This window comes from Tsukamurella ocularis (assembly GCF_024807615.1).
Classification (GTDB): domain Bacteria; phylum Actinomycetota; class Actinomycetes; order Mycobacteriales; family Mycobacteriaceae; genus Tsukamurella; species Tsukamurella ocularis.
On sequence record NZ_JANUCJ010000001.1, the window covers coordinates 1,149,073 to 1,167,919 of the forward strand.

General features: G+C 72.0%; 19 protein-coding genes and 1 pseudogene. 8 read left to right on the forward strand and 12 right to left on the reverse strand.

What is annotated here, in order from left to right; translation table 11 throughout:
* Positions 1 to 30: 30 nt before the first annotated feature.
* Complete coding sequence (locus HNP44_RS05655) at positions 31 to 1,458, reverse strand: aminobutyraldehyde dehydrogenase (protein ID WP_259142183.1); 1,428 nt, start codon at positions 1,456 to 1,458, stop codon at positions 31 to 33.
* Positions 1,459 to 1,572: 114 nt separating this feature from the next.
* Between HNP44_RS05655 and HNP44_RS05660 the strand changes: the two are divergent.
* Both HNP44_RS05660 and HNP44_RS05665 read left to right on the forward strand, forming a co-directional pair.
* Positions 1,573 to 1,935 (forward strand): annotated as a pseudogene (locus HNP44_RS05660) (PucR family transcriptional regulator ligand-binding domain-containing protein); the annotation flags it as partial.
* 586 nt (positions 1,936 to 2,521) lie between these two features.
* A complete protein-coding gene (locus HNP44_RS05665) occupies positions 2,522 to 3,097 on the forward strand; it encodes a helix-turn-helix domain-containing protein (RefSeq protein WP_259142259.1) in 576 nt (191 codons plus the stop codon).
* On the opposite strand, the gene HNP44_RS05670 is transcribed toward HNP44_RS05665, so the two are convergent.
* Positions 3,068 to 3,709, reverse strand: a complete 642-nt coding sequence (locus HNP44_RS05670; RefSeq protein ID WP_259142182.1) for a TetR/AcrR family transcriptional regulator C-terminal domain-containing protein — start codon at positions 3,707 to 3,709, stop codon at positions 3,068 to 3,070. The genes HNP44_RS05665 and HNP44_RS05670 overlap by 30 nt on opposite strands.
* Before the next feature lie 120 nt (positions 3,710 to 3,829).
* Here HNP44_RS05670 and HNP44_RS05675 point away from each other — a divergent pair, with 120 nt between their 5' ends.
* Genes HNP44_RS05675 through HNP44_RS05685 form a run of 3 tightly spaced genes read left to right on the forward strand, consistent with a single transcriptional unit; the run spans position 3,830 to position 6,609 of the window.
* Positions 3,830 to 4,807 carry a nitrilase-related carbon-nitrogen hydrolase gene (locus HNP44_RS05675; RefSeq protein ID WP_259142181.1) on the forward strand — a complete coding sequence of 326 codons (978 nt, stop codon included), beginning with the start codon at positions 3,830 to 3,832 and terminating at the stop codon, positions 4,805 to 4,807.
* Positions 4,804 to 5,823 carry an agmatine deiminase family protein gene (locus HNP44_RS05680; protein ID WP_259142180.1) on the forward strand — a complete coding sequence of 340 codons (1,020 nt, stop codon included), beginning with the start codon at positions 4,804 to 4,806 and terminating at the stop codon, positions 5,821 to 5,823. The genes HNP44_RS05675 and HNP44_RS05680 overlap by 4 nt, the downstream gene beginning before the upstream one ends.
* A gap of 42 nt (positions 5,824 to 5,865) precedes the next feature.
* Positions 5,866 to 6,609: a sulfite exporter TauE/SafE family protein gene (locus tag HNP44_RS05685; RefSeq protein ID WP_259142179.1), complete on the forward strand. Its 744-nt coding sequence runs from the start codon at positions 5,866 to 5,868 to the stop codon at positions 6,607 to 6,609.
* On the opposite strand, the gene HNP44_RS05690 is transcribed toward HNP44_RS05685, so the two are convergent.
* The 9 genes from HNP44_RS05690 to HNP44_RS05730 form a co-directional block, all read right to left on the reverse strand.
* Positions 6,606 to 7,235 carry a TetR/AcrR family transcriptional regulator gene (locus tag HNP44_RS05690; protein ID WP_259142178.1) on the reverse strand — a complete coding sequence of 210 codons (630 nt, stop codon included), beginning with the start codon at positions 7,233 to 7,235 and terminating at the stop codon, positions 6,606 to 6,608. The genes HNP44_RS05685 and HNP44_RS05690 overlap by 4 nt on opposite strands.
* A complete protein-coding gene (locus tag HNP44_RS05695) occupies positions 7,232 to 8,032 on the reverse strand; it encodes an MBL fold metallo-hydrolase (protein WP_259142176.1) in 801 nt (266 codons plus the stop codon). Before HNP44_RS05695 ends, HNP44_RS05690 begins: the two co-directional genes overlap by 4 nt.
* Complete coding sequence (locus tag HNP44_RS05700) at positions 8,029 to 8,754, reverse strand: dienelactone hydrolase family protein (RefSeq protein WP_259142175.1); 726 nt, start codon at positions 8,752 to 8,754, stop codon at positions 8,029 to 8,031. Before HNP44_RS05700 ends, HNP44_RS05695 begins: the two co-directional genes overlap by 4 nt.
* A complete protein-coding gene (locus HNP44_RS05705) occupies positions 8,751 to 9,530 on the reverse strand; it encodes an MBL fold metallo-hydrolase (RefSeq protein ID WP_259142174.1) in 780 nt (259 codons plus the stop codon). Before HNP44_RS05705 ends, HNP44_RS05700 begins: the two co-directional genes overlap by 4 nt.
* Complete coding sequence (locus HNP44_RS05710) at positions 9,527 to 11,092, reverse strand: AMP-binding protein (protein ID WP_259142173.1); 1,566 nt, start codon at positions 11,090 to 11,092, stop codon at positions 9,527 to 9,529. The genes HNP44_RS05705 and HNP44_RS05710 overlap by 4 nt, the downstream gene beginning before the upstream one ends.
* Entirely contained in the window at positions 11,089 to 11,973 is an 885-nt protein-coding gene (locus HNP44_RS05715) for an SDR family NAD(P)-dependent oxidoreductase (protein WP_259142172.1), read from the reverse strand. The genes HNP44_RS05710 and HNP44_RS05715 overlap by 4 nt, the downstream gene beginning before the upstream one ends.
* 219 nt (positions 11,974 to 12,192) lie before the next feature.
* Positions 12,193 to 13,659 carry a flavin-containing monooxygenase gene (locus HNP44_RS05720; protein WP_259142171.1) on the reverse strand — a complete coding sequence of 489 codons (1,467 nt, stop codon included), beginning with the start codon at positions 13,657 to 13,659 and terminating at the stop codon, positions 12,193 to 12,195.
* The gene (locus HNP44_RS05725) at positions 13,656 to 14,573 is read right to left on the reverse strand and encodes a patatin-like phospholipase family protein (RefSeq protein WP_259142170.1); all 918 of its coding nucleotides are present in this window, start codon (positions 14,571 to 14,573) and stop codon (positions 13,656 to 13,658) included. Before HNP44_RS05725 ends, HNP44_RS05720 begins: the two co-directional genes overlap by 4 nt.
* On the reverse strand, positions 14,570 to 15,463 hold the full coding sequence (locus tag HNP44_RS05730) for an SDR family oxidoreductase (protein WP_259142169.1): 894 nt from the start codon (positions 15,461 to 15,463) through the stop codon (positions 14,570 to 14,572). Before HNP44_RS05730 ends, HNP44_RS05725 begins: the two co-directional genes overlap by 4 nt.
* An 81-nt stretch (positions 15,464 to 15,544) precedes the next feature.
* Between HNP44_RS05730 and HNP44_RS05735 the strand changes: the two genes are divergently transcribed.
* Positions 15,545 to 16,168: a TetR/AcrR family transcriptional regulator gene (locus HNP44_RS05735; RefSeq protein ID WP_259142168.1), complete on the forward strand. Its 624-nt coding sequence runs from the start codon at positions 15,545 to 15,547 to the stop codon at positions 16,166 to 16,168.
* 35 nt (positions 16,169 to 16,203) lie between these two features.
* Here the strand turns inward: HNP44_RS05735 and HNP44_RS05740 are convergent, their stop codons facing one another.
* Positions 16,204 to 16,347, reverse strand: a complete 144-nt coding sequence (locus tag HNP44_RS05740) for a hypothetical protein (RefSeq protein WP_224644871.1) — start codon at positions 16,345 to 16,347, stop codon at positions 16,204 to 16,206.
* Positions 16,348 to 16,570: 223 nt separating this feature from the next.
* Here HNP44_RS05740 and HNP44_RS05745 point away from each other — a divergent pair, with 223 nt between their 5' ends.
* Both HNP44_RS05745 and HNP44_RS05750 read left to right on the forward strand, forming a co-directional pair.
* Positions 16,571 to 17,869: a lipase family protein gene (locus HNP44_RS05745; protein ID WP_259142167.1), complete on the forward strand. Its 1,299-nt coding sequence runs from the start codon at positions 16,571 to 16,573 to the stop codon at positions 17,867 to 17,869.
* 277 nt (positions 17,870 to 18,146) lie between these two features.
* A complete protein-coding gene (locus HNP44_RS05750; protein ID WP_259142166.1) occupies positions 18,147 to 18,836 on the forward strand; it encodes a hypothetical protein in 690 nt (229 codons plus the stop codon).
* Positions 18,837 to 18,847: the final 11 nt, after the last annotated feature.

The window sequence follows — 18,847 nt, forward strand, 5'->3', positions numbered from 1 at the left end:
CGGCGGGCGGTGGTCGGCCGGATCGGGAGGTCAGTCGTTGCTGCTCATGACGTGCTTGATTCGGGTGTAGTCCTCCAGGCCGTACGCCGACAGGTCTTTGCCGTAACCCGAGTGCTTGAATCCGCCGTGCGGCATCTCCGCGACGAGCGGGATGTGGCAGTTGATCCAGACCGCGCCCGCGTCGATCCGGATGCTCATCCGGTTCGCGGTGGCGTGATCGGTGGTCCACACGCTGGACGCGAGGCCGTACTGCACGCCGTTCGCGAGCGCGACCGCCTCGTCCTCGGTGGCGAAGGGCTGCACCGTGATGATGGGGCCGAAGGTCTCCTCCTGCACGATCGCGTCGTCCTGCCGCACGCCCGTGATCACTGTGGGCTCGACGTAGAAGCCCGTCTCGCCCACGCGCTTCCCGCCCGTCGCGACCGTCGCGTGCGCGGGGAGCGCGGCCAGCTTCTCCATGACGCGGCCGAAGTGGTGGACGTTGTTGAGGGGCCCGTAGAAGGCGTCCGGATCGTCGGGGGCACCGGGCCGCAGGGTCTGGGCCTGGGCGACCAGGGCAGCCACGAAGGCGTCGTACACGGACTCGTGCACCAGCGCGCGGGTCGCGGCGGTGCAGTCCTGGCCGGCGTTGAAGAACGCGGCCTGCGCGATGCCCTCGGCGGCGCGGGCGATGTCGGCGTCGCCGAAGACCACCGCGGGAGCCTTGCCGCCGAGTTCCAAGTGCGCTCGCTTGAGGTCCGTCGCGGCAGCGGTCGCGACGGCTATGCCTGCGCGGACGGAGCCGGTGATCGCGACCAACCCGAGCGCGGGGTCGTTGACCAGCCGGGCGCCGACGGCACCGTCGCCGAGCACGACGTTGAGGACGCCGTCGGGGAAAATACCCTGTGCGATCCGCGCCAGCACCAGCGTCGACTCGGGCGTGGTGTCGGAGGGCTTGAGCACCAGCGTGTTCCCCGCGGCGAGGGCGGGCGCGATCTTCCAGATCGCCATCATGAACGGGTAGTTCCACGGGGTCACCTGGCCGACGACGCCGATCGGCTCGCGCCGCACGTACGAGGTGAAGCCCTCCATGTACTCGCCGGCCGAGCGCCCCTCGAGCAAGCGGGCGGCGCCGGCGAAGAAGCGCACCTGATCGGCGCAGACCAGGACCTCCTCGGACTTGACCAGGGCCGCGATCTGGCCGGTGTTGCGGACCTGGGCGGCGACGATCTCGTCGGCGTGCTCCTCGATGGCGTCCGCGAGCTTGAGCAGCGCCGCCTGACGCGCGCTCGGGGTGGTGCGGCCCCAGGTGAGGAAGGCGCGCTCGGCCGCCGCGATCGCGGCGGCCACCTCCTCCTCGGTCGAGACCGGCGAGACCGCGACGACGGTCTCGGTGGTCGGGTCGACGATGTCGATCGACGCGGACGACGTCGAGTCGACGAACGCGCCGTCGATGAAGTTCTGGAGGCGGTCGGACATCGCGGCCCTTTCGGTGGGGGACGGGGAAGTCCTCTCACTGTGCGCTGGGTCACTGGATCGCGCATCTGCCAGAATGGCGAAACTAGTCGTATCGACTCGACGGATTGGAGTGGCATGGCGGTCACCGTGCGCTGGCTCCTCGAGCAGCGCGACCTCGGGCTCGGGTTGCGCGCGGGCGCGGCCGCCACCGACGTGCCGATCACCTTCGTCATCACCACGGAACTGGCCGATCCCACGCCGTGGCTCACCGGCGGCGAGATGTTGCTCACCACCGGGATCGGGATCCCGCCCGGCGACGAGGGCTGTCGTGACTACGTGCGGCGGCTCATCGGCCGGGGCGTCTCCGCCCTGGGCTTCGGCGTCGGCGTCTCCCGCGCCAGCGCGCCGTCGGCGCTGGTCGCGGCGGCGGACGAGGTCGGGCTCGCGCTCGTGGACGTGCCCCTGCCCACGCCCTTCGTGGCCGTCGCGCGCACCGTCATCGACGAGATCGCGCGCCGCGCGAACCGGTCCCAGGTGGCGGCGGGCCGCGCCCAGCAGCGCATGACCCGCGCCGCGGTGACCGGCGGGCCGTCGGCCACGCTGCGCGAGCTGGCGATGGGTTCCGGCGGCGCGGCGCTGCTCCTGGACCGTAGCGGGCGGGTCGTGCAGGCCCACCCGGCGGACGTGGACGCGGCCGTCGCGCGCGAGGTCGGCGTTCAGGCTCGGTCTCATGTCGCGGCGTCGGCGGTGGGGCCCGTGACCGCGCCGGCGGCCGAACGCACCGCCGTGCGCGGCACCATCGTGACCCAGCCTATTCGCGTGGGCGACCGCGGTCACGGCCATCTCGGGGTGGTTCTGCCCCGCGACCCGTCGGCAGCGGACCACGTGCTCATCGGCCATGCCAACTCCCTGCTCGCGCTGGACTTCGAGCGACCGCTGCGCTTGCGACTCGCGCAGTGGCGGATGAATGCGGCGGCCCTGCGCCTCGTCCTGTCCGCGGGCGGCGAGTTCGACGAAGCGGCGCAGCTCGTCGGCGAGGCCGCGGATCCTTCCGGGGTCCGCGCGTTCATGGTCAGAGGCGGCGATGCGGACGTTGTGGTCGCCGCACTGCGGGCGGCGTTGCACGACGCGGGCCGGCCGGTGTTCGTCTCCGAGGCGGCCGGCCCGGGCGGCGTGGTGGCACTCCTCGGCGGTGACGACGGCCTGGCCTTCGCCGACACCCTGGTCGCGGGGCTCGCTCCGGGTGAGCGCGGCCGGTTGCAGCTCGGGCTCGGGGCGCCGCACGCGCCGGGCGCGGTGGCCGAGGCGGTCACCGCGGCGGAGCTCGCGTGTCGCGCGGCCCGGCCGGGGGGGCGGCACCGTCGACGCCGCCGCGCTCGCCGGGCGCACCCTCTTCACCGACCCCGGCACCCGCGACGCTCTCGCGCGGCTCGACCGGGCTCTGCTCGAGCCGCTCCGCGCGCACGACGGCCTCGCCGAGGCACTCCGGTCGTACCTGGAGAACCACGGCCAGTGGGAGGGGACGGCCGCGGCGCTCGGGGTGCACCGGCACACGGCGCGGGCACGAGTCGCCCGCGCGGAGGAGTTGCTCGGGGTGGACCTCAGGTCGGCGCGGGTGCGCGCCGAGCTCCTACTGGCGCTGCTGCTCGGCGACGAGTAGCGCGCGCAGGCCCTCGATGAGCGCGGCGAGCCCCAGGTCGAAGGCCTGCAGCGAGCGGTCCGGGCCCGACGGTGCCGCCGCCAGCGCGCGGCGCAGATCGTCGGTCGCGGCCTCGTCGTCGTTCACGGCGATGGGGACCTCGGGCGCGGAGACGTCGAGCGCCGCGCCCAGGAGGAAGTTCTCCACGCCGACGACGATGCCCATGACCTGCTCGACCGGGAACCCCCCGCGCAGCAGGCCGGCGGTCGCGGCCGCGTACATCGCCAGGTTCTGCGGACCGCCGATGGTCTCGGTGGCGAGCAGTCGCACCGCGGACGGATGCGCGGCGAAGGCGGTGCGATACGTGCGGGCCCAGGTGTCGAGCGCCGTGTCCCAGGGCTGGGTCGCGAAGCAGGCCGCGTCGATATCGGCGGTCACGAGGTCGCGGACCAGGCCGATGACGCCCGCGCGCCCATCGACGTGGTGATACAGCGACGAGACCTGGACACCGAGGCGGCGGGCGAGCGCCGGCATGCTCAGGGTGCCCTCGCGGTCGACGAGCTCCAGGGCCGCCGCGCCGATCGAGGCGCGGTCGAGTTGCGGGGTGCTCGGCCGGCCGACGCGTCTGCTCACCTGCACGAACCTACCCGACGCTGCGCTTAATCGACAGTCTTTCGATTTGGCCCTTGTCGCGGCGGACTCCTCGGTCTATCGTTTATCGAAAGCCTATCGATAAGTGGAAGAGGACCCGAGATGGAGCTCATCGTCGCGCCGGAGATCCTGGCGTCGCCCGCCCGCGTGGACGCACCCGACCGGGGGCCGCTGCGCGTCGCGCTGGTGCAACACCGCTGGCACGACGACGCACACCTGCTCGCGGCGGAGCTCACCGATGCCATCGGGCAGGCGGCCCGGGCCGGAGCGAAGGTCGTCTTCCTCTCCGAGATCACGCTGCTGCGCTACCCGGCGTTCGAGCGGGGTGGCGTGCAGCCCAGCGGGCTCGCGGAGGATCTGCTCACCGGACCCACCTTCGCCTTCGCCGCGGCCGCGGCCAGGGAGCACGGCGTGGTGGTGCACGCCTCGCTCTACGAGCGCCACCCCGACGCGGAGCCGCTGGGCTACAACACCGCGATCATGGTCTCGCCGTCCGGCGACCTGCTGGCCCGCACCCGCAAGCTGCACATCCCGGTCACGGCCGGCTACTACGAGGACACCTACTTCCTGCGCGGCCCCGCGCAGGCCGAGGGCGCCGAGCCCTACCCCGTGCATACGCCCGCGGAGCTCGGTGGCGCTCGCTTCGGCCTCCCGACCTGCTGGGACGAGTGGTTCCCCGAGGTCGCGCGCGCCTACTCCCTGGGCGGCGCCGACGTCATCGCCTACCCCACGGCGATCGGCTCCGAACCCGACCACCCCGACTTCGACACCGCCCCGCTGTGGCGGCAGGTGATCGTCGGCAACGGCATCTCGAGCGGCACCTTCATGGTGGTGCCCAACCGCTGGGGCGATGAGGGCGCGATCACCTTCTACGGCAGCTCCTTCATCTCGGACCCGTACGGCCGCATCCTGGTCGAGGCGCCTCGCGACGCCTCCGCCGTGCTCGTCGCCGACCTCGACCTGGACCAGCGGCGCGACTGGCTGACACTCTTCCCGTTCCTCACCACCCGCCGCCCCGACACCTACGGCGTGCTGGTCGAGGGTGCCGAGGTCAGCGGCCCGCTCGGGGGTGCGAAGTGACCTGGCGCATGCCGTCGGAGACGGCGCCGCAGACCCGCACCTGGATGGCCTACCCGTCCGCCGGCTACTCGCTCGGGGACACCACCGAGGAGCAGCACTCCGCCCGCGCCACGTGGGCGGCGGTCGCGAACGCGATCGTCGACTTCCAGCCCGTCACCGTCGTGGTCGATCCCGCCGAGCGCGAGGCCGCCGACCGGTACCTGTCGGGCGAGGTCGAGATCGTGGAGGCGCCGCTGAACGACGCCTGGATGCGCGACATCGGGCCGACCTTCGTCGTCGACGGGGCCGGCCGGCTCGGCGCCGTCGACTGGGTCTTCAACGGCTGGGGCGGCCAGTCCTGGGCGACGTGGGACCGGGACAGTCGGATCGGGCGGTTCGTCGCCGACCTCGCCGGCGCGGAATACATCGGGTCCGAGCTGGTGAACGAGGGCGGAGGCATCAACGTCGACGGTGCCGGGACCGTCCTGCTCACCGACACGGTGCAGCTGGATCCGGGCCGCAATCCGGGCACGTCGAAGGCGCAGGTGGAGACGGAGCTGGCGCGCACGATCGGTGCGACGCACGCCGTCTGGCTGCCCTTCGGGCTCGCCCGCGACTCCGACACCTTCGGCACCCGCGGCCACGTCGACATCGTGGCGACCATCCCGTCGCCGGGCACGGTCCTGCTGCACGACCAGCGCGACCCGTCGCACCCCGACCACGCGCGCTGCTCCGAGCTGCGGGAGACGTTCGCGACGTCGACCGACGCCGCGGGCCGCTCGTGGAACGTCCTGTCCGTCCCCGCCCCGACGGTGCTCCGCGACGACGAGGGCTTCGTCGACTACAGCTACATCAACCACGTCGTGATCAACGACGCAGTGGTGGCCTGCTCCTTCGACGACCCGAACGACGCCGTGGCGGTGGAGGTCCTGGCCGCGGCTTACCCGCGGCGCGAGATCGTCACCGTCGACGCGCGGCCCCTGTTCGCCCGAGGCGGCGGCATCCACTGCATCACGCAGCAGCAGCCCGCCGTCTGAATCGACGCCGTTCGCGCAGTACAGTGCGACGATGGGGAGCCGATGACGGCGACGACGGCCGCCGTGATGGTGATCGCGGGCTTCGGCGCGGGTCTCATCGGCTACATCACCGGGCTCGCTTCGATCGTCTCCTACCCCGCGCTGCTCGCGTTCGGCCTGTCGCCGGTCGCGGCCAATGTGACCAACACCGTCGCGATGGTGGCGGTGGGCGGCGGGTCTATCGCCTCGTCGGCGTCGGAGCTCGCCACGAACCGCGCGCAGATGCGCTCGCTCGCCGCGCTGGCGATCGCGGGCGGGACCGCCGGATCCGCGTTGCTCCTGCTGGCACCGGGGAGCATGTTCGAGCGGGTCGTGCCGGTGCTCATCGCGATCGCCGCGATCGCGATCCTGCTGCAGCCGCTCCTGCACGAGCGCCCCGTGGTGCAGCGGCTTGCGCGGTTCTACTCCGTCGGGGTCTTCCTGGTCGCCGTGTACGGCGGCTACTTCGGTGCGGGCGCCGGCGTGATGATCCTGGCGCTCACCCTGCTGGCCACGTCCGAACCACTGTGGCGCGCGGCGATGCTGAAGAGCTACGTCCTCGGCCTCGCGAACCTCGCGGCCGCCCTCGGCTTCGCGGTGTTCGGGCCGGTGCACTGGCCCGCGGCCATAGCGATGGCGATCGGCGGCTTCGCCGGCGGCTGGTGCGGCCCGCCCGTCGTGGCGCGGATCGATGCCGGGAAGCTGCGCGTCGTGGTCGCGATCTGCGGCCTCGGCCTCGCGCTCTGGCTCGCCCGCGTGTGGTTCTAGGTGCGGCCCTCAGTGGGGTCGACGACGCCGAGGCCGCGCCCAAGGGTCCGGGCGGCGAACGCCACGGCGTCGTCCCAGCTCACGTCCAGGAACTCCCGGCGCTCTGTCGTGTAGTGGTTCGCGAGGCCGGTGACCTCCGACCACAGGACGGCCATCGCAGCGCGCAGATCGCCCTCGTACCCAGCGCGGACGAGGGCCTCCCCCAGGGCCCCGATGAGGCCGGCAGTCGCGTCCCGGAGGCCCTGTTCCACGGCGGGCTGCAACGCATCCGCGGTCTCGACCAGCGCGAGAGCGTCGAACTGCCTGCCGAAGACGGGATAGCCGTCGCGGTACTCGTTCGCCGCCGCCGTGAACACGTCGACGAAGTCGGACGCCTCCTCGAGCCGAGGGCGCAGCCGCTCCGTCATGCGCAGCACGTGCTCGGCGAAGACCCCGATGAAGAGGTTCTCCTTGGTCGCGAAGTAGGTGTACACGGTGCCGAGCGAGATCCCGGCGCCGTCCGCGACGTCCCGCATGCGGAGGGCGGCGTAGCCGCCGCTACGCAGCAGGTCCTCCCCCGAGCGGAGGATGTCGATCCGGCGCTGGTCGCGGTCGCCCCACTGCGTGGCGGGCCTGCCTGTCGTCATCCCCCGATACTGCCCCGCGCTGCCTCGGCGTACATCACCGGATCATGCGCGCACACCAGGCGGACGGATTCGGCACCGTCGCCGAAGGTCTCGGCGAGCCGGTCCCGGGTGTCCCGGGCCTCCCGCCGCCGGGTGGCGGAGACGAATTGGCCGGCGCGCAGCGCGAGGGGGACGGTCCCGCCGACAACGGCTGCGCGGTGGTAGAAGGCGTCGCCACAGTGCAGGAGCCAGCCGTCGCCGACCCGCACAGCGACCCCCGCATGGCCCGGCGTGTGGCCGGGTAGTGGGACCAGGAGCGCGTCGTCGCCCAACGGCGTCAACCGCGCCGCCGCGAATCCGAACCAGTCCTCGGGGAAGTCCTCGTACGCCGCCACAGCGGGCTCCGGGGAACGGCGCCACGGCCGGTAACGCACTGCGGCCGGAAGGCCTCGGGCACCACGGGCCGACTGCACTTCCGCCGCGGTGGCATGGACGGTCGCACCGGGGAAGTCGTCGATCCCGCCCGTGTGATCGGAGTCGAGGTGCGAGGCGACGATGTGGGTGACGTCGGACCGATCGAATCCGAGAGCCTCCACCTGGGCGACCGCGGTCTCCGCGGCGACGAAATCGGGTCGGATCACCCGTGCGAGTCCTCCGCCCAGCCTGGCTGCGGGCGCCGCGATGTCGGCTAGCCCGAGCCCAGTATCGACGAGCACGAGCCCCGCGTCGGTCTCGAGCAGCAGGACGTGGCAGACCATGGGTGGCGCGCCGACGGGCCGGAGGGTGCCGCAATTGAGGTGGTGCACCCGGCCGATCACGCGGCGCTTCCGTCCGCGAAGCGCGCCGCGAAAAAGGCGAAGACGCGCGACCAGGCATCGGCCGAGGCGGCCTCGTCGTACCCGAGGCCCAGGACCCGCAGCACCGCGTCGGGCGCCGACTCGATCCGGTTGGCGAAGCTGTGGCCGACGCCGGGATAGGTCTTGAGGTCGGACGGGACGCCGTGCCGGTCGAGGACGCGGCGCAGGCGCCGCTCGCCGAACGGGAGGAACGGGTCACGGGAGCCGAAGGATCCGACCACGGGGCAGGTGTCGGCGGTGACGGCGCGGTACGTGGTGAGGCTGCCGTAGAAGGGCGCCGCCGCGACGTACCGGTCGTCGCCCTCGAGGAGGGCGAAGCCACCGCCCATGCAGAAGCCGGTGATGGCGACCTCGCCGGTCGACTGGGGGTCGGCGGCCAGGGCGCCGCGGGCGCGCTCCAGCACGGCGAACGCGGGGCCTTTACCCGTGCCGAGCGAGCGCATCGTGGAGACGATGCAGCCCAGGCGATGCGGCCCCGCGGTGAACAGCAGCGGCGCCATCGCGAGGTAGCCCGCGTCCGCCACGATGCGGAGGTTCCGCTCGATGTCGGTCTCCGCGCCGGTGATGTCGTGGACGAGGAGCACGGAGGGGCGCGGGCCTTCTGGTGCGGACGGTCGAGCGATGAGCGCGTCGAAGGGTGCGGGTTCGGCGTCGATCGTGACGCGCTTGATGGTAGCGGTCATCGGGTACTCCGTTCGGTGGCCTCCGCGACGGCGAGCGGGAGCCGGGGTGGGTAGCGGTGCGACGAGATCGTGTGGACGTCGTCGCGGGCGGCGAGGCGCCGCAGCGTCTCCCGGGTGGACGCCTGGAGCTGCGGTGCGGCCATGGAGATCCGCTCGTACTGGGCGAGCGGGAATGCGGCGGGCGCGCCGGTGCGGGGGTCGCCGTAGCCGGCGTCGCCCGTGTGTAGGAGCCAGGCGTCGTCGAGTCGCACCGCCACGCCGCAGTGCCCGACGGTGTGTCCGGGGAGCGGCACGAGGACCACGTCGCCGGTGATCCAGGAGCAGCCGCTGACGCCGAGCCAGTCACCCGTCCCCGCGTGCGACCGCCAGCGCGGGTCGTGCGCGAAGAACCGGGAGCGGTACGAGACCCGTGCGCGCAGCGAGCCGGACCGGGAGGTCTCGAGCTCCGTCGCGGCGACGTGCACGGTGGCGTCGGGGAAGTCCACGATCCCGGCGGCGTGCTCGCTGTGCAGATGCGTGAGCACGATGTCGGTGAGGTCCTCGCGACACAGCCCGATCGACGCGAGACGGTGCAGCAGAGACGCTTCGGGGCGATGCGGCAGCCGGAGGAAGAAGCGCTCGAAGCCGATCAGCGTCGGGTCCTCGAAGACCGCGGACGGGAAGCCGACGTCGACGGCGAGCACGCGGTCACCGTCGACGACGACGAGCGACAGTGTCGGCACCTCGCCGCCGCCCAGCGGGCGCAGGGGCGCCACGTCGAACAGGTGGATCGTCATCGGGAGGCTCCTTCCACGTCGAGGCCCGCGAGCAGCGCGGCGGCAGCGCGCCGATCGACCTTGCCCGCGGCGTTGCGGGGGATCTCGCCGACGAACCGGATGTCGCGGGGCTGCTCGAACCGGGACAGGGTCCCTCGCAGGTAGTCGCGGAGCGACTCCTCGGTCAGCCGAGCGGGATCCGCCTCCACGAGCGCGACGAGGCGATGGCCGTACTGCGCGTCGGTGACGCCCAGGGCGCAGGAGTCCGCGACGCCCGCATGCGCGGCGAGGGCGTTCTCGACGGCGCGCGGGTAGACGTTCTCGCCGCCGCTGACGATCATGTCGTCGTCGCGACCCGCCACGTGCAGCAATCCGTGCCGGTCGAGATGTCCGAGGTCGCCGGTCGCGATCAGCGCTCCGACGCGGGCCTTGTCGGGGCCGCCCGTGTATCGGCCGACGGCCGCGCGGCCACCGACGAAGATCCGACCCGTGATCCCGGTGGGGGCGGGCGCACCGTCGTCGTCGAGGACCCGGACGGTGGCCCCTGCGACCGGCCGCCCGACGGTGCCCGGGGCGCGCAGCAGGTCATCGGGCGTGGCGAGGGTGGCGAGCGCGACCTCGGAGGAGCCGTAGCCGTTGAACAGGACATCGCCGAAGCGGGCGGTGAACCGGTCCGCGAGCGCGGGGAGCAGTGCCGAGCCGCCGCTCAGAACGACCGGCGGAACCCCTTCGCCGGGGGCGGCATCGAGGATCCGGGGGAGCATCGCCGGGACCACCATCAGTGCGTCGGCGCGGTGCGCGGCCGCCCGTGCCAGCGCCGGTGCGGGATCGAAGCGCGACTGGGTGATGACGGTGCCGCCCAGGCCCAGTGTGAGGGCGAGCGCGGCGAGGCCGAAGGCGTGGAAGAAGGGCACCGCCACCGCGGTGCGGTAGCCGACGTGCGCGCCGGTGCGGGCGATCACGCTCGCGGTCATCCCGAGCAGAGTCGACGGTGCCGCATCGCGCGGCACGCCGCGCGGGGTGCCGGTCGTCCCGGACGTGAGCAGGATGAGTCGCCCCTCGTGCGGGGCGGGATCGACGGTGCCCCAGCGGTCGCGCAGGGCGGACGAGGCGATCGCGGTCTCGGGGATTTCGTCCAGGACTCCGGCGAACTCCGGGTCGGCGATCACGAGCCGCACGTCGTGGCCCTCGAGCGATGCGGCGAGGGCGCGGCCGCGGAAGTCGGTGTTGAGCAGCAGGACGTCGGCTCCGAGGGTCGCCGTCGCGAGAAGGGAGACCACGAACCGTCGTCCGTTGCGGCACAGGACGCCGACAGTGTCGCCGGGACCGACGCCGTGGTTCCTCTGCAGCGCGGTCGCGGCTGCGCCGACCTCGGCGAGGAGGTCCCCGTAGGTGAGCGCTCCCTCGTCGTCGACGAGCGCGATCCGACGGGGCGTGCGCGCTGCCGCGACGCGCAGCAGGGTGCCGAATCCGGGCGCACCGGAGCCGAGGCCGCGGGCGACGGCGGGCCACCGGTGGGGCGGCGGCGGGACCAGCAGGCCGGACCCCAGCGCCGCGCGGACGACCTCGGGGACTGCGCTCATCGGAGGACCTCCGCGCTCGCCCGGGCCGAGGGCGAGTCCTCGCCGAACCGGAAGGCCAGCGTGTAGGCCGCGGAGAAGGCGCCGCCCGCGACGGTGGAGGCCACGTCGAGCGGCCAGGACCACCACGGCGCTAGTGAGCGCGGGCCGTCGACCACGGCGGCGGCCACGATCTGTGCCGCGTGCTCCGGGTGCAGGCCGGGGAGCCGTCGCATGCTGGGGGTGGGCGCGCTCATGCGGGTGTGGATCAGCGCCATGTAGATCGACGTCGCGCTGATGTTCCGGGCGTGGAGTTCCGGGGCCACGCTGCGGAACCACGTATCGAAGGCGCCCTTCGACGCCTGGTACGCGCCCCACCGCGGCCCGGGGTGCATGCGCACGCCGACCGTGGAGATGTTGACGATCCGGCCGCCGCCCGCGTCGGTCATGGCGGGGACGAGGCGCAGCAGGAGCCGGACGGGTCCCAGGTAGTTGATGTCGACGGTCCGCTCGAAGTCCTGCGGTCGGTCGAGCTGCAGGGTGAGTGAGCGGCGGATCGACTTGCCGGCGTTGTTGATCACGATGTCGGGCGCACCGTGACGCTGGAGGATCGCGGCGGCGAGTTCCTCGACGGCCAGCGGGTCGGTGAGGTCGGCCGGCACTACGTGGGCGGTGCCGCCGTCGGCCCGGATCTGGGCGGCGACCTCGTCGAGCTTGTCGGCGGTGCGGGCGACCAGCAGGACGGTGGCGCCGGCGGCGGCGAAGAGCTCCGCCGTGGCGGCGCCGAGCCCGAAGGAGGCGCCGGTGACGAGGACGGTGCGACCGCGGACGGCCTGCGCGAGGCGGTGCGGATCGGTCTCCCGGCGGGGGCTGGACAGGCGTCCGAGGAGCGAGGGTGCGGCCATGACGGCCTCCAATCTGAACGAGGTTCAGTATCTGAACTGTGTTCAGAATGGTGGTTGGCCGACACGATGTCAAGGGGCTGCGACACGACCGGGACGGAATCGGGACCGCGCGGAGGAGCGTTCGCCGCACGCGGATCGGAGGATCACGAAGGCCCGGTGCTGCTCACGCAGCACCGGGCCCTCTCCGTCCTGCGCGCCCGCCTCGGGACGCCGTGATCGTCAGGTGCGGTCGGCGGACCGTCGGACGTGGAAGTCCGCGTCGTCGGGTGCGGACAGCATGCGCACCATGGTTTTCCGGTCGAAGGGCCACAGGTCGATCGACCCGCCCTCGGTGAAATACCAGGAGTTGCAGCCGGTGTTCCAGACCGTCGGGCCCATGGCCTCCGCCACCTGCCGGTTGAAGGCCTCTGTGGCCTCCTCGGTGACCTCCACCGCGCGGACCTCGCCGCGGCGGAACCGATCGAGCCACTGCGCGATGAACTTCGCCGTGAGATCGGCGGAGAACTGCAGGGAGATGGAGCCCGTCGGGGAGTTGGGGCCGAGCACGGTGAAGAGGTTGGGGAAGCCGGGGATCGCCGTCATGCGGTAGGCCCGCGGACCCTCGGCCCAGGCATCGTCGAGCTTCACTCCGTCACGTCCCGTCACCTGCATGGGCCGCATGTAATCGTGCGCGCGGAAGCCGGTGGCGAGCACGAGGAGGTCCGCCTCGTGGAGCGTGCCGTCGGCGGTCCGGATGCCGGTCGTCTCGATCCGCTCGATGCCGTCGGTCACCAGGGAGGCGTTGCGGGCCTTGAGCGCCGAGTAGTAGGTGCCGGAGACGACCTGCCGCTTGCACAGCGGCTCGTCCTCGGGCGTGAGGTCCTTCCGCAGCGCCGAGGGCAGCTGTGCCCGCAGCGAGAGTCGGGCGTACGCCTGGACCGCGCTGCGCCGCCACGACGGCTTCGTCGCGATATCGGCGAGGATGCCCGAGCCCCAGAGCAGGCCCTGGTGCACTTGGTCGAGCACCTTCGGCGCCCGTGTGAAGAGCTCGGAGAGGAGCCTGATCTGGGGCAGCCGCATCGGCGCCCACAGCACCCACTGCGGTGAGCGGACGAAATGCGTGAGGTGCTCCGCCGTCGGCTGCAGCGCCGAGACCACCTGCACGCCGGTCGATCCGGTGCCGATGACCGCGATCCGCCGGCCCTCGGTGACGAGCGAGTCGTCCCAGCGGGCGGTGTGCACGACGTCGCCGTCGAAGTCCGCCAGGCCCTCGATGTCGGGGATCGCGGGGTTGTGCAGGACGCCGGTGGCGCAGATGACGAAGTCGGCGGTCATCGTCTCGCCGGTGTTCAGGGTGAGGGTCCAGGTGGCGGCGGCGTCGTCGAACTCGGCGGCGAGGACCTCGGTGTTGCAGCGGATCCGGTCCTGCAGACCGAGCTGCTCGACGACGTCGCGGTGGTACTGCTGGATCTGGGGGCCGGTGGCCCAGATGCGCTCCCAGTCCGGCTTCGGGGCGAAGGCGAACTGGTAGATCTGCGAGGGCACGTCGCAGGTGAGGCCGGGGTAGTGGTTCCAGTACCAGACGCCGCCCACGTCGGCGCCCTTCTCCAGGACGACCCAGTCCGTGAAACCCTGCTCCTGCAGGACGTGCGCGGTCGAGATGCCGGCGACGCCGGCGCCGATGACCACGACGCGGGGCTCGGTCATCGTGCCTCCTCCAGGCCACGGCGGACGGCGAGCGGGGCAGTGCGCTGCGCGGCCGCGAAGGCCCCCGCCCGCTTGCCCCTCGTCATGAAGTTCGAGCCGAGGCCCGCGAGATCGGCGCCGTCGGGGGAGATCACGGTGACCTTCTGTCCCCGGGCCCGCGCCACGGCGACCTCGTTCCAGAAGACGGTCGACATGGGGCGGCGCAGTGCGGCGTACTCGAGGAGGCCGCCGAGGCCGGGCCCGCGGACGCCGGGCGCCGAGGCCATGGAGACCACGGCGACGATCTCGTCGGCGTCCTGCGGGGCGATGAGGTCGACCGAGGCGGTTGATGCGGCGCCGCCGTCGACGTAGGTGCGGCCCTCGATCTCGACGGGCGGCATCCACGCGGGGATCGCCCACGACGCGCGGAGGGCTTCGCCCGCAGTGGCTTTCGGAGCCCCGGGTGCGCCGAAGGCGACGCGCTCGCCCGTGGCGGGCTCGTAGGCGACGAGCCGGGCCTTCGGCGGCACGAGCGCGCCCGGCCCGACGGTGGCGTCGGCGAGCTCCTGTAGCCAGGTCGCGTCGCCGCGGCCGCGCGGGGCGACGCCGGTCAGCGGGGCATGCCCGCCGCGGCGGGTCCACAGGGTCGACGGGTCCGTCGGCAGCGAGAACGGGATCCGCGGCAGGGGCGCCGGCGTCGCGGCCAGGTGACGTTGCAGGACGGGCGATTCCGCGCGACCTTCCTGCATGGCGACGAGGTCCTGGACCGAGAAGGCCTGCAGTGCAGTGATGATCTCCGAGCCGGCGGAGGTGCCCTGGAGCACGTCGAGGTCGCGCACGTCCGTGTCCAGTTGCTCCTCGAGCGCGGCCAGCGCGGCGATGGTCCACGCCCCGCCGATGGTGCCGCCGCATCCGATCACGAGTGCGCGGGTCACCGGGCGGCCTCCCCGTCGGTGAGGGCGGCGTGGTCCGCGTGGTCGGTGGCTTGCCGGGCGATGCGATCCGTGTAGGCCTGGCGGGCCTCGGCGTCGAGGTCGAGCGTGCGCCGGTCGTCGAGGAGTTTGCGCGCGAGCCGTTCGATCGGCTCGGGGACGAAGGCCTCGACGAGGCTCCAGCCCGGGGCGACCCACTTCGGGACGGAGGTGCGTGCCGCGCGGGTGCGGAGGGTGTCGAGGATCGCGGAGGCCACGTCCTCGGGGTCGACGGTGGGCAGGGCGCCGCCCAGCTGCGCCCCGGAGGAGAGCTCGGTGCGCACCGCCGACGGGAGGATCGCGCAGACGGAGACGCCCGCGACCTCGTATTCGCGGCGGGCGGCGAGCGACGCCCCGAGTGCGGCGAACTTGCTGGCGTTGTAGGTGACCATGCCCGGGATCGGGATCATCCCGGCCATCGACGCGACGTTCACGACGTGGCCGCCGCCGGCCGCGGCCATCCCGGGGATCACGGCGCGCATGCCGTTGAGCATGCCGCGCACGTTGACATCGAGGATGAGGTCGGTGGTGGTCTCGGACTCGTCCTCGAAGTGCCCGAGCGGCATGACGCCGGCATTGTTGATCAGGACGTCGACCGGGGCGTCGAGGTCGGCGACGAGTGCGGCCCAGGATGCGCGGTCGGTGACGTCGAGCCGCGCGGCGCGCGAGCCGGGAATCGTCGCTGCGGTGGTCTGCGCGACGTCGAGGTCGATATCCGCGAGGACGATGCGGGCGCCGTGCTGCGCGAACAGGCGGGCGGTGGCGGCGCCGATGCCGCGGGCGCCGCCCGTGATGACGACGAGCGCACCGTCGAGCCGGGCGAGATGGTCGCGGGAGGGGCCGAAGAAGGCCATGGTGGATCCTTTCGATCTGGTGCGACCGAGAGTATCCGAATACTGAAAGTTTTTGAATACCCAGTCGCGTATTCTTTTCCCGTGGCCAGGCTGACCAGGGTGGAACAACGCGCGCAGACCCGCGCTGACCTGCTGACCGCCGCGCGCGACCGCTTCCTGGAGGTCGGATACGCGGCGGCGAGCCTGGAGGACATCGCTGATCGGGCCGGCTATTCCAAGGGCGCCGTCTACTCGAATTTCGTCGATAAGCCGAACCTGTGCCGCGAGGTGCTGCAGGCCATCCACGACGAGAAGATCGGCGAGCTCGCGGGGGTAGTCACCGGCGAGGGGGAGCTGCAGGGCCGCATCGATCTGCTCGCCGATTGGGTGCAGCGGACCGCCGGTGACGTGGGCTGGACCATGCTCGAGCTCGAGTTCATCACCGTGGCGCGCAATGATCCTGACCTGCTCGCGATGATCGTCGAGCTGCGTGCCGCCGCCTGCAGCACCGTCGTCGAGATGCTCGTCGACCTGGTGCGCGGCGAATCGGGTGCGGATGAGATCGCGCCGGAACTTCGGGGAGTCCTCGAATCCGCGGCGGAGCTGCTGCTGTCGGCCGGCATCGGGCTGGGCATCCAGCGCGCTATCGATCCCACCATTGCCACCGAGCCCGTGATCGATTCGATGCGCGCGACGCTCTCGATGCTGGCCGCGGCCGGTTCCTGAGGGCGGCCCACCCGCAGTCGGGGCCGCGATCGGACTCAAAGGAGGACGAGGGCCTCGCGATGCACCGCCACGGCGCGGCCGTCGTCGAGCTTCACGGACACCGCCTCGTCGTCCGCACTGAGCACCGTGCCGAAGCCGAGCACCTCGTCGCGTAGTTGCACCCGGTCGCCTGGGGTCACGACATTCACCTCAATTCGTCATTAAGCGAACTGAAGATTAGCCGTCATGCGCCCGATCGCGGACGGATTCACCGGATGTTCACATGGTGCGCTAACGAGTGGTGCGAGCAGCGCCGGTCGCGGTCCCTGATTCTCCGCAACCGAACCACAATGGGACAGATTCTTCAGATCTGTCCCAAATGTGTGTACAGTCGCTCCGAACGCCCGATCAGGAGGACGCGACATGACGGCTGTGCAGAACAGCACGGAGCTCGCCGAGCTGTGGCCCGCACCTGCGGAACCGCAGATGGTGGGCATCGACCCGTTCTTCGACGCCCCGTCGGGCTTCGAGGACGCGCCCGAAGGCACTGTGCTGCGGTACCGCGACGTGAGCATCGGTTTCCTCGGCCGGATCAAGCAGAAGGTGCGTGCCACCCAGCTGCTGTACCGCACCGTCAACATGCACGGTGTCCCCGAGGTCACGGTGACCACGGTGATCAGCCCGCTGCGCGGCGCGGAGCCGGGTGCGCCGCTGGTCTCGTACCAGTGCGCGATCGACTCGCTGCACCCCAAGACCTTCCCCTCGTACGTGCTGCAGCACGGCGTCCGATGCGACGACGCCTCGTTCCCACAGATCGAGTACCTCTTCATCGCCGCGGCCGTCGCCAAGGGCTGGACCGTCTCGGTGCCCGACCACGGCGGCCAGACCGGTCGCTGGGGCATCCCCCGCGAGCCCGGCTACATGGTGCTCGACGGGCTGCGCGCCGCGCTCTCCCACGAGCCGCTCGGCCTCGCCGCGGATACGCGCCTCGGCGTCTGGGGCTACTCCGGCGGCGGCCTCGCCACCTCCTGGGCCGCGGAGATCGCACCGTCGTACGCCCCCGAGCTGAACCTCATCGCCGGGGCCGTCGGCGCGCCCGTCTCCGACCCGGGCAATGTCTTCGTCTACCTCAACAACACCCTGTTCACGGGTCTGCCGACGCTCGTGATCGCTGCGCTGGCTCGCGAGTACCCGACGCTGCGCGAGGTGCTCGCCGAGCACGTCGACGACAAGGGCCGCAAGCTCTTCTACGAGGACGCACTCGACTGGTCGCCGGAGCGGGCCATCCGCAAGATGGCGCACAAGGACTTCGGGTACTACTGCGACCTGCCCTTCGAGGACATCGCGCGGCTGCCGAAGCTACTGGAGATCTTCGACGACATCCGGCCCGGCCAGTCCGCGCCCTCGGTGCCGATGCTCGTGGTGCAGTCCACCAAGGACCAGATCTCGCCGGCCTCCGACGCCGAGGCCCACGTGGAGCGGTACACGTCCGGCGGCACGCACGTCGAGTACCTCACCGATCAGTGGAGCGACCACTTCTCCATGCACTTCCTGTCGGCGCCTCTGCTGCTCGGCTGGCTGGCCGACCGGCTCGACGGCAAGCCCGTCACCGACGCCGGACACCGGCACAAGCGCACCATCATGGCCTCACCGCGGCAGCTCGCCCGCACCCTGCGCCTCGTCGGCACGCTCACCCGCGTGGGCCTGGCCCGACGGATCTAGCGAGGCAGCCTGTTCCGCGTCGTCGTCGACGCGCGTCCCGCCGCAGACGCCTGCGATGGCGCGGGCGGCGGGCGCGAGCACCGTCGTATCCCAGTGCGTTCATGACGGACCCGTTCCGATCGGTCGGTTCCGCTGAAGCGCTGGCTCCATGACGCCGATCTACCTGGGCCCGGTCGACCCGAGGCCCGCAGTCGGTCACGGCGCGCGGGTTGGGCCGCGATGCGCGGCGCGCTAGAGTCGATTGCGATCGTGAAGTCTGAGCGGGTACTGAGGGAACATGTGGACGGATCTGGTTCGGTGGCTCCGCGGTCTGCGCGGCAGGCTGATCGCCGTCTCGCTGGTGATGGTGGTGGGAATCATTGGCGGGGTCGTCGGATACTCCACGACGTCGCCCTACTACACCACGCAGGGGACGGTCATCGTGATGCCGCCGGGTGCGGGCAGCATCGATGCCGGTCAGAATCCGTTCGCAAACCTGTTCAACTCGACCCAATTCACCGCGGTGGTGGCGACGAAGGTCCGGTCGGAGGAGATCCGCGACAGAGTGGTCGCGGCGTCCGGCGCCCGTCGCGGGTACATCATCGAGACCGTGGCGCGTGAGGTGCGTGCGAACTTCGCTCAGAACGTCGCGCAGATCGACTACGCCATCGACGGCGACGAGCCCGGCGCCGCGGAGCGCGGTTCCGAAGCCCTCGTCGCCGCGATCCGCGACGCGGTCCGCTCGATTCAGGCTGATGCCGGCGTCCCCACGGATCGGATGGCGAAGGTTCAGGTCGCAGTGCCTGCGCCCGCGGCGCACGAGGTCACCGGTGACCTCGTCATCGCCGCACTGATCTTCGGCACGGTCGCCGCTCTGGCAGCCGTGCTCATAGCGCTCCTGACGTGGAGAGCGATCCCGGTACTGCGCGCGGACCGAGGTACGCTGCCGGCGCGGCTATCGTTGCGATCGCGTAAGGCGCGAGCATGACGGCCGGTAAC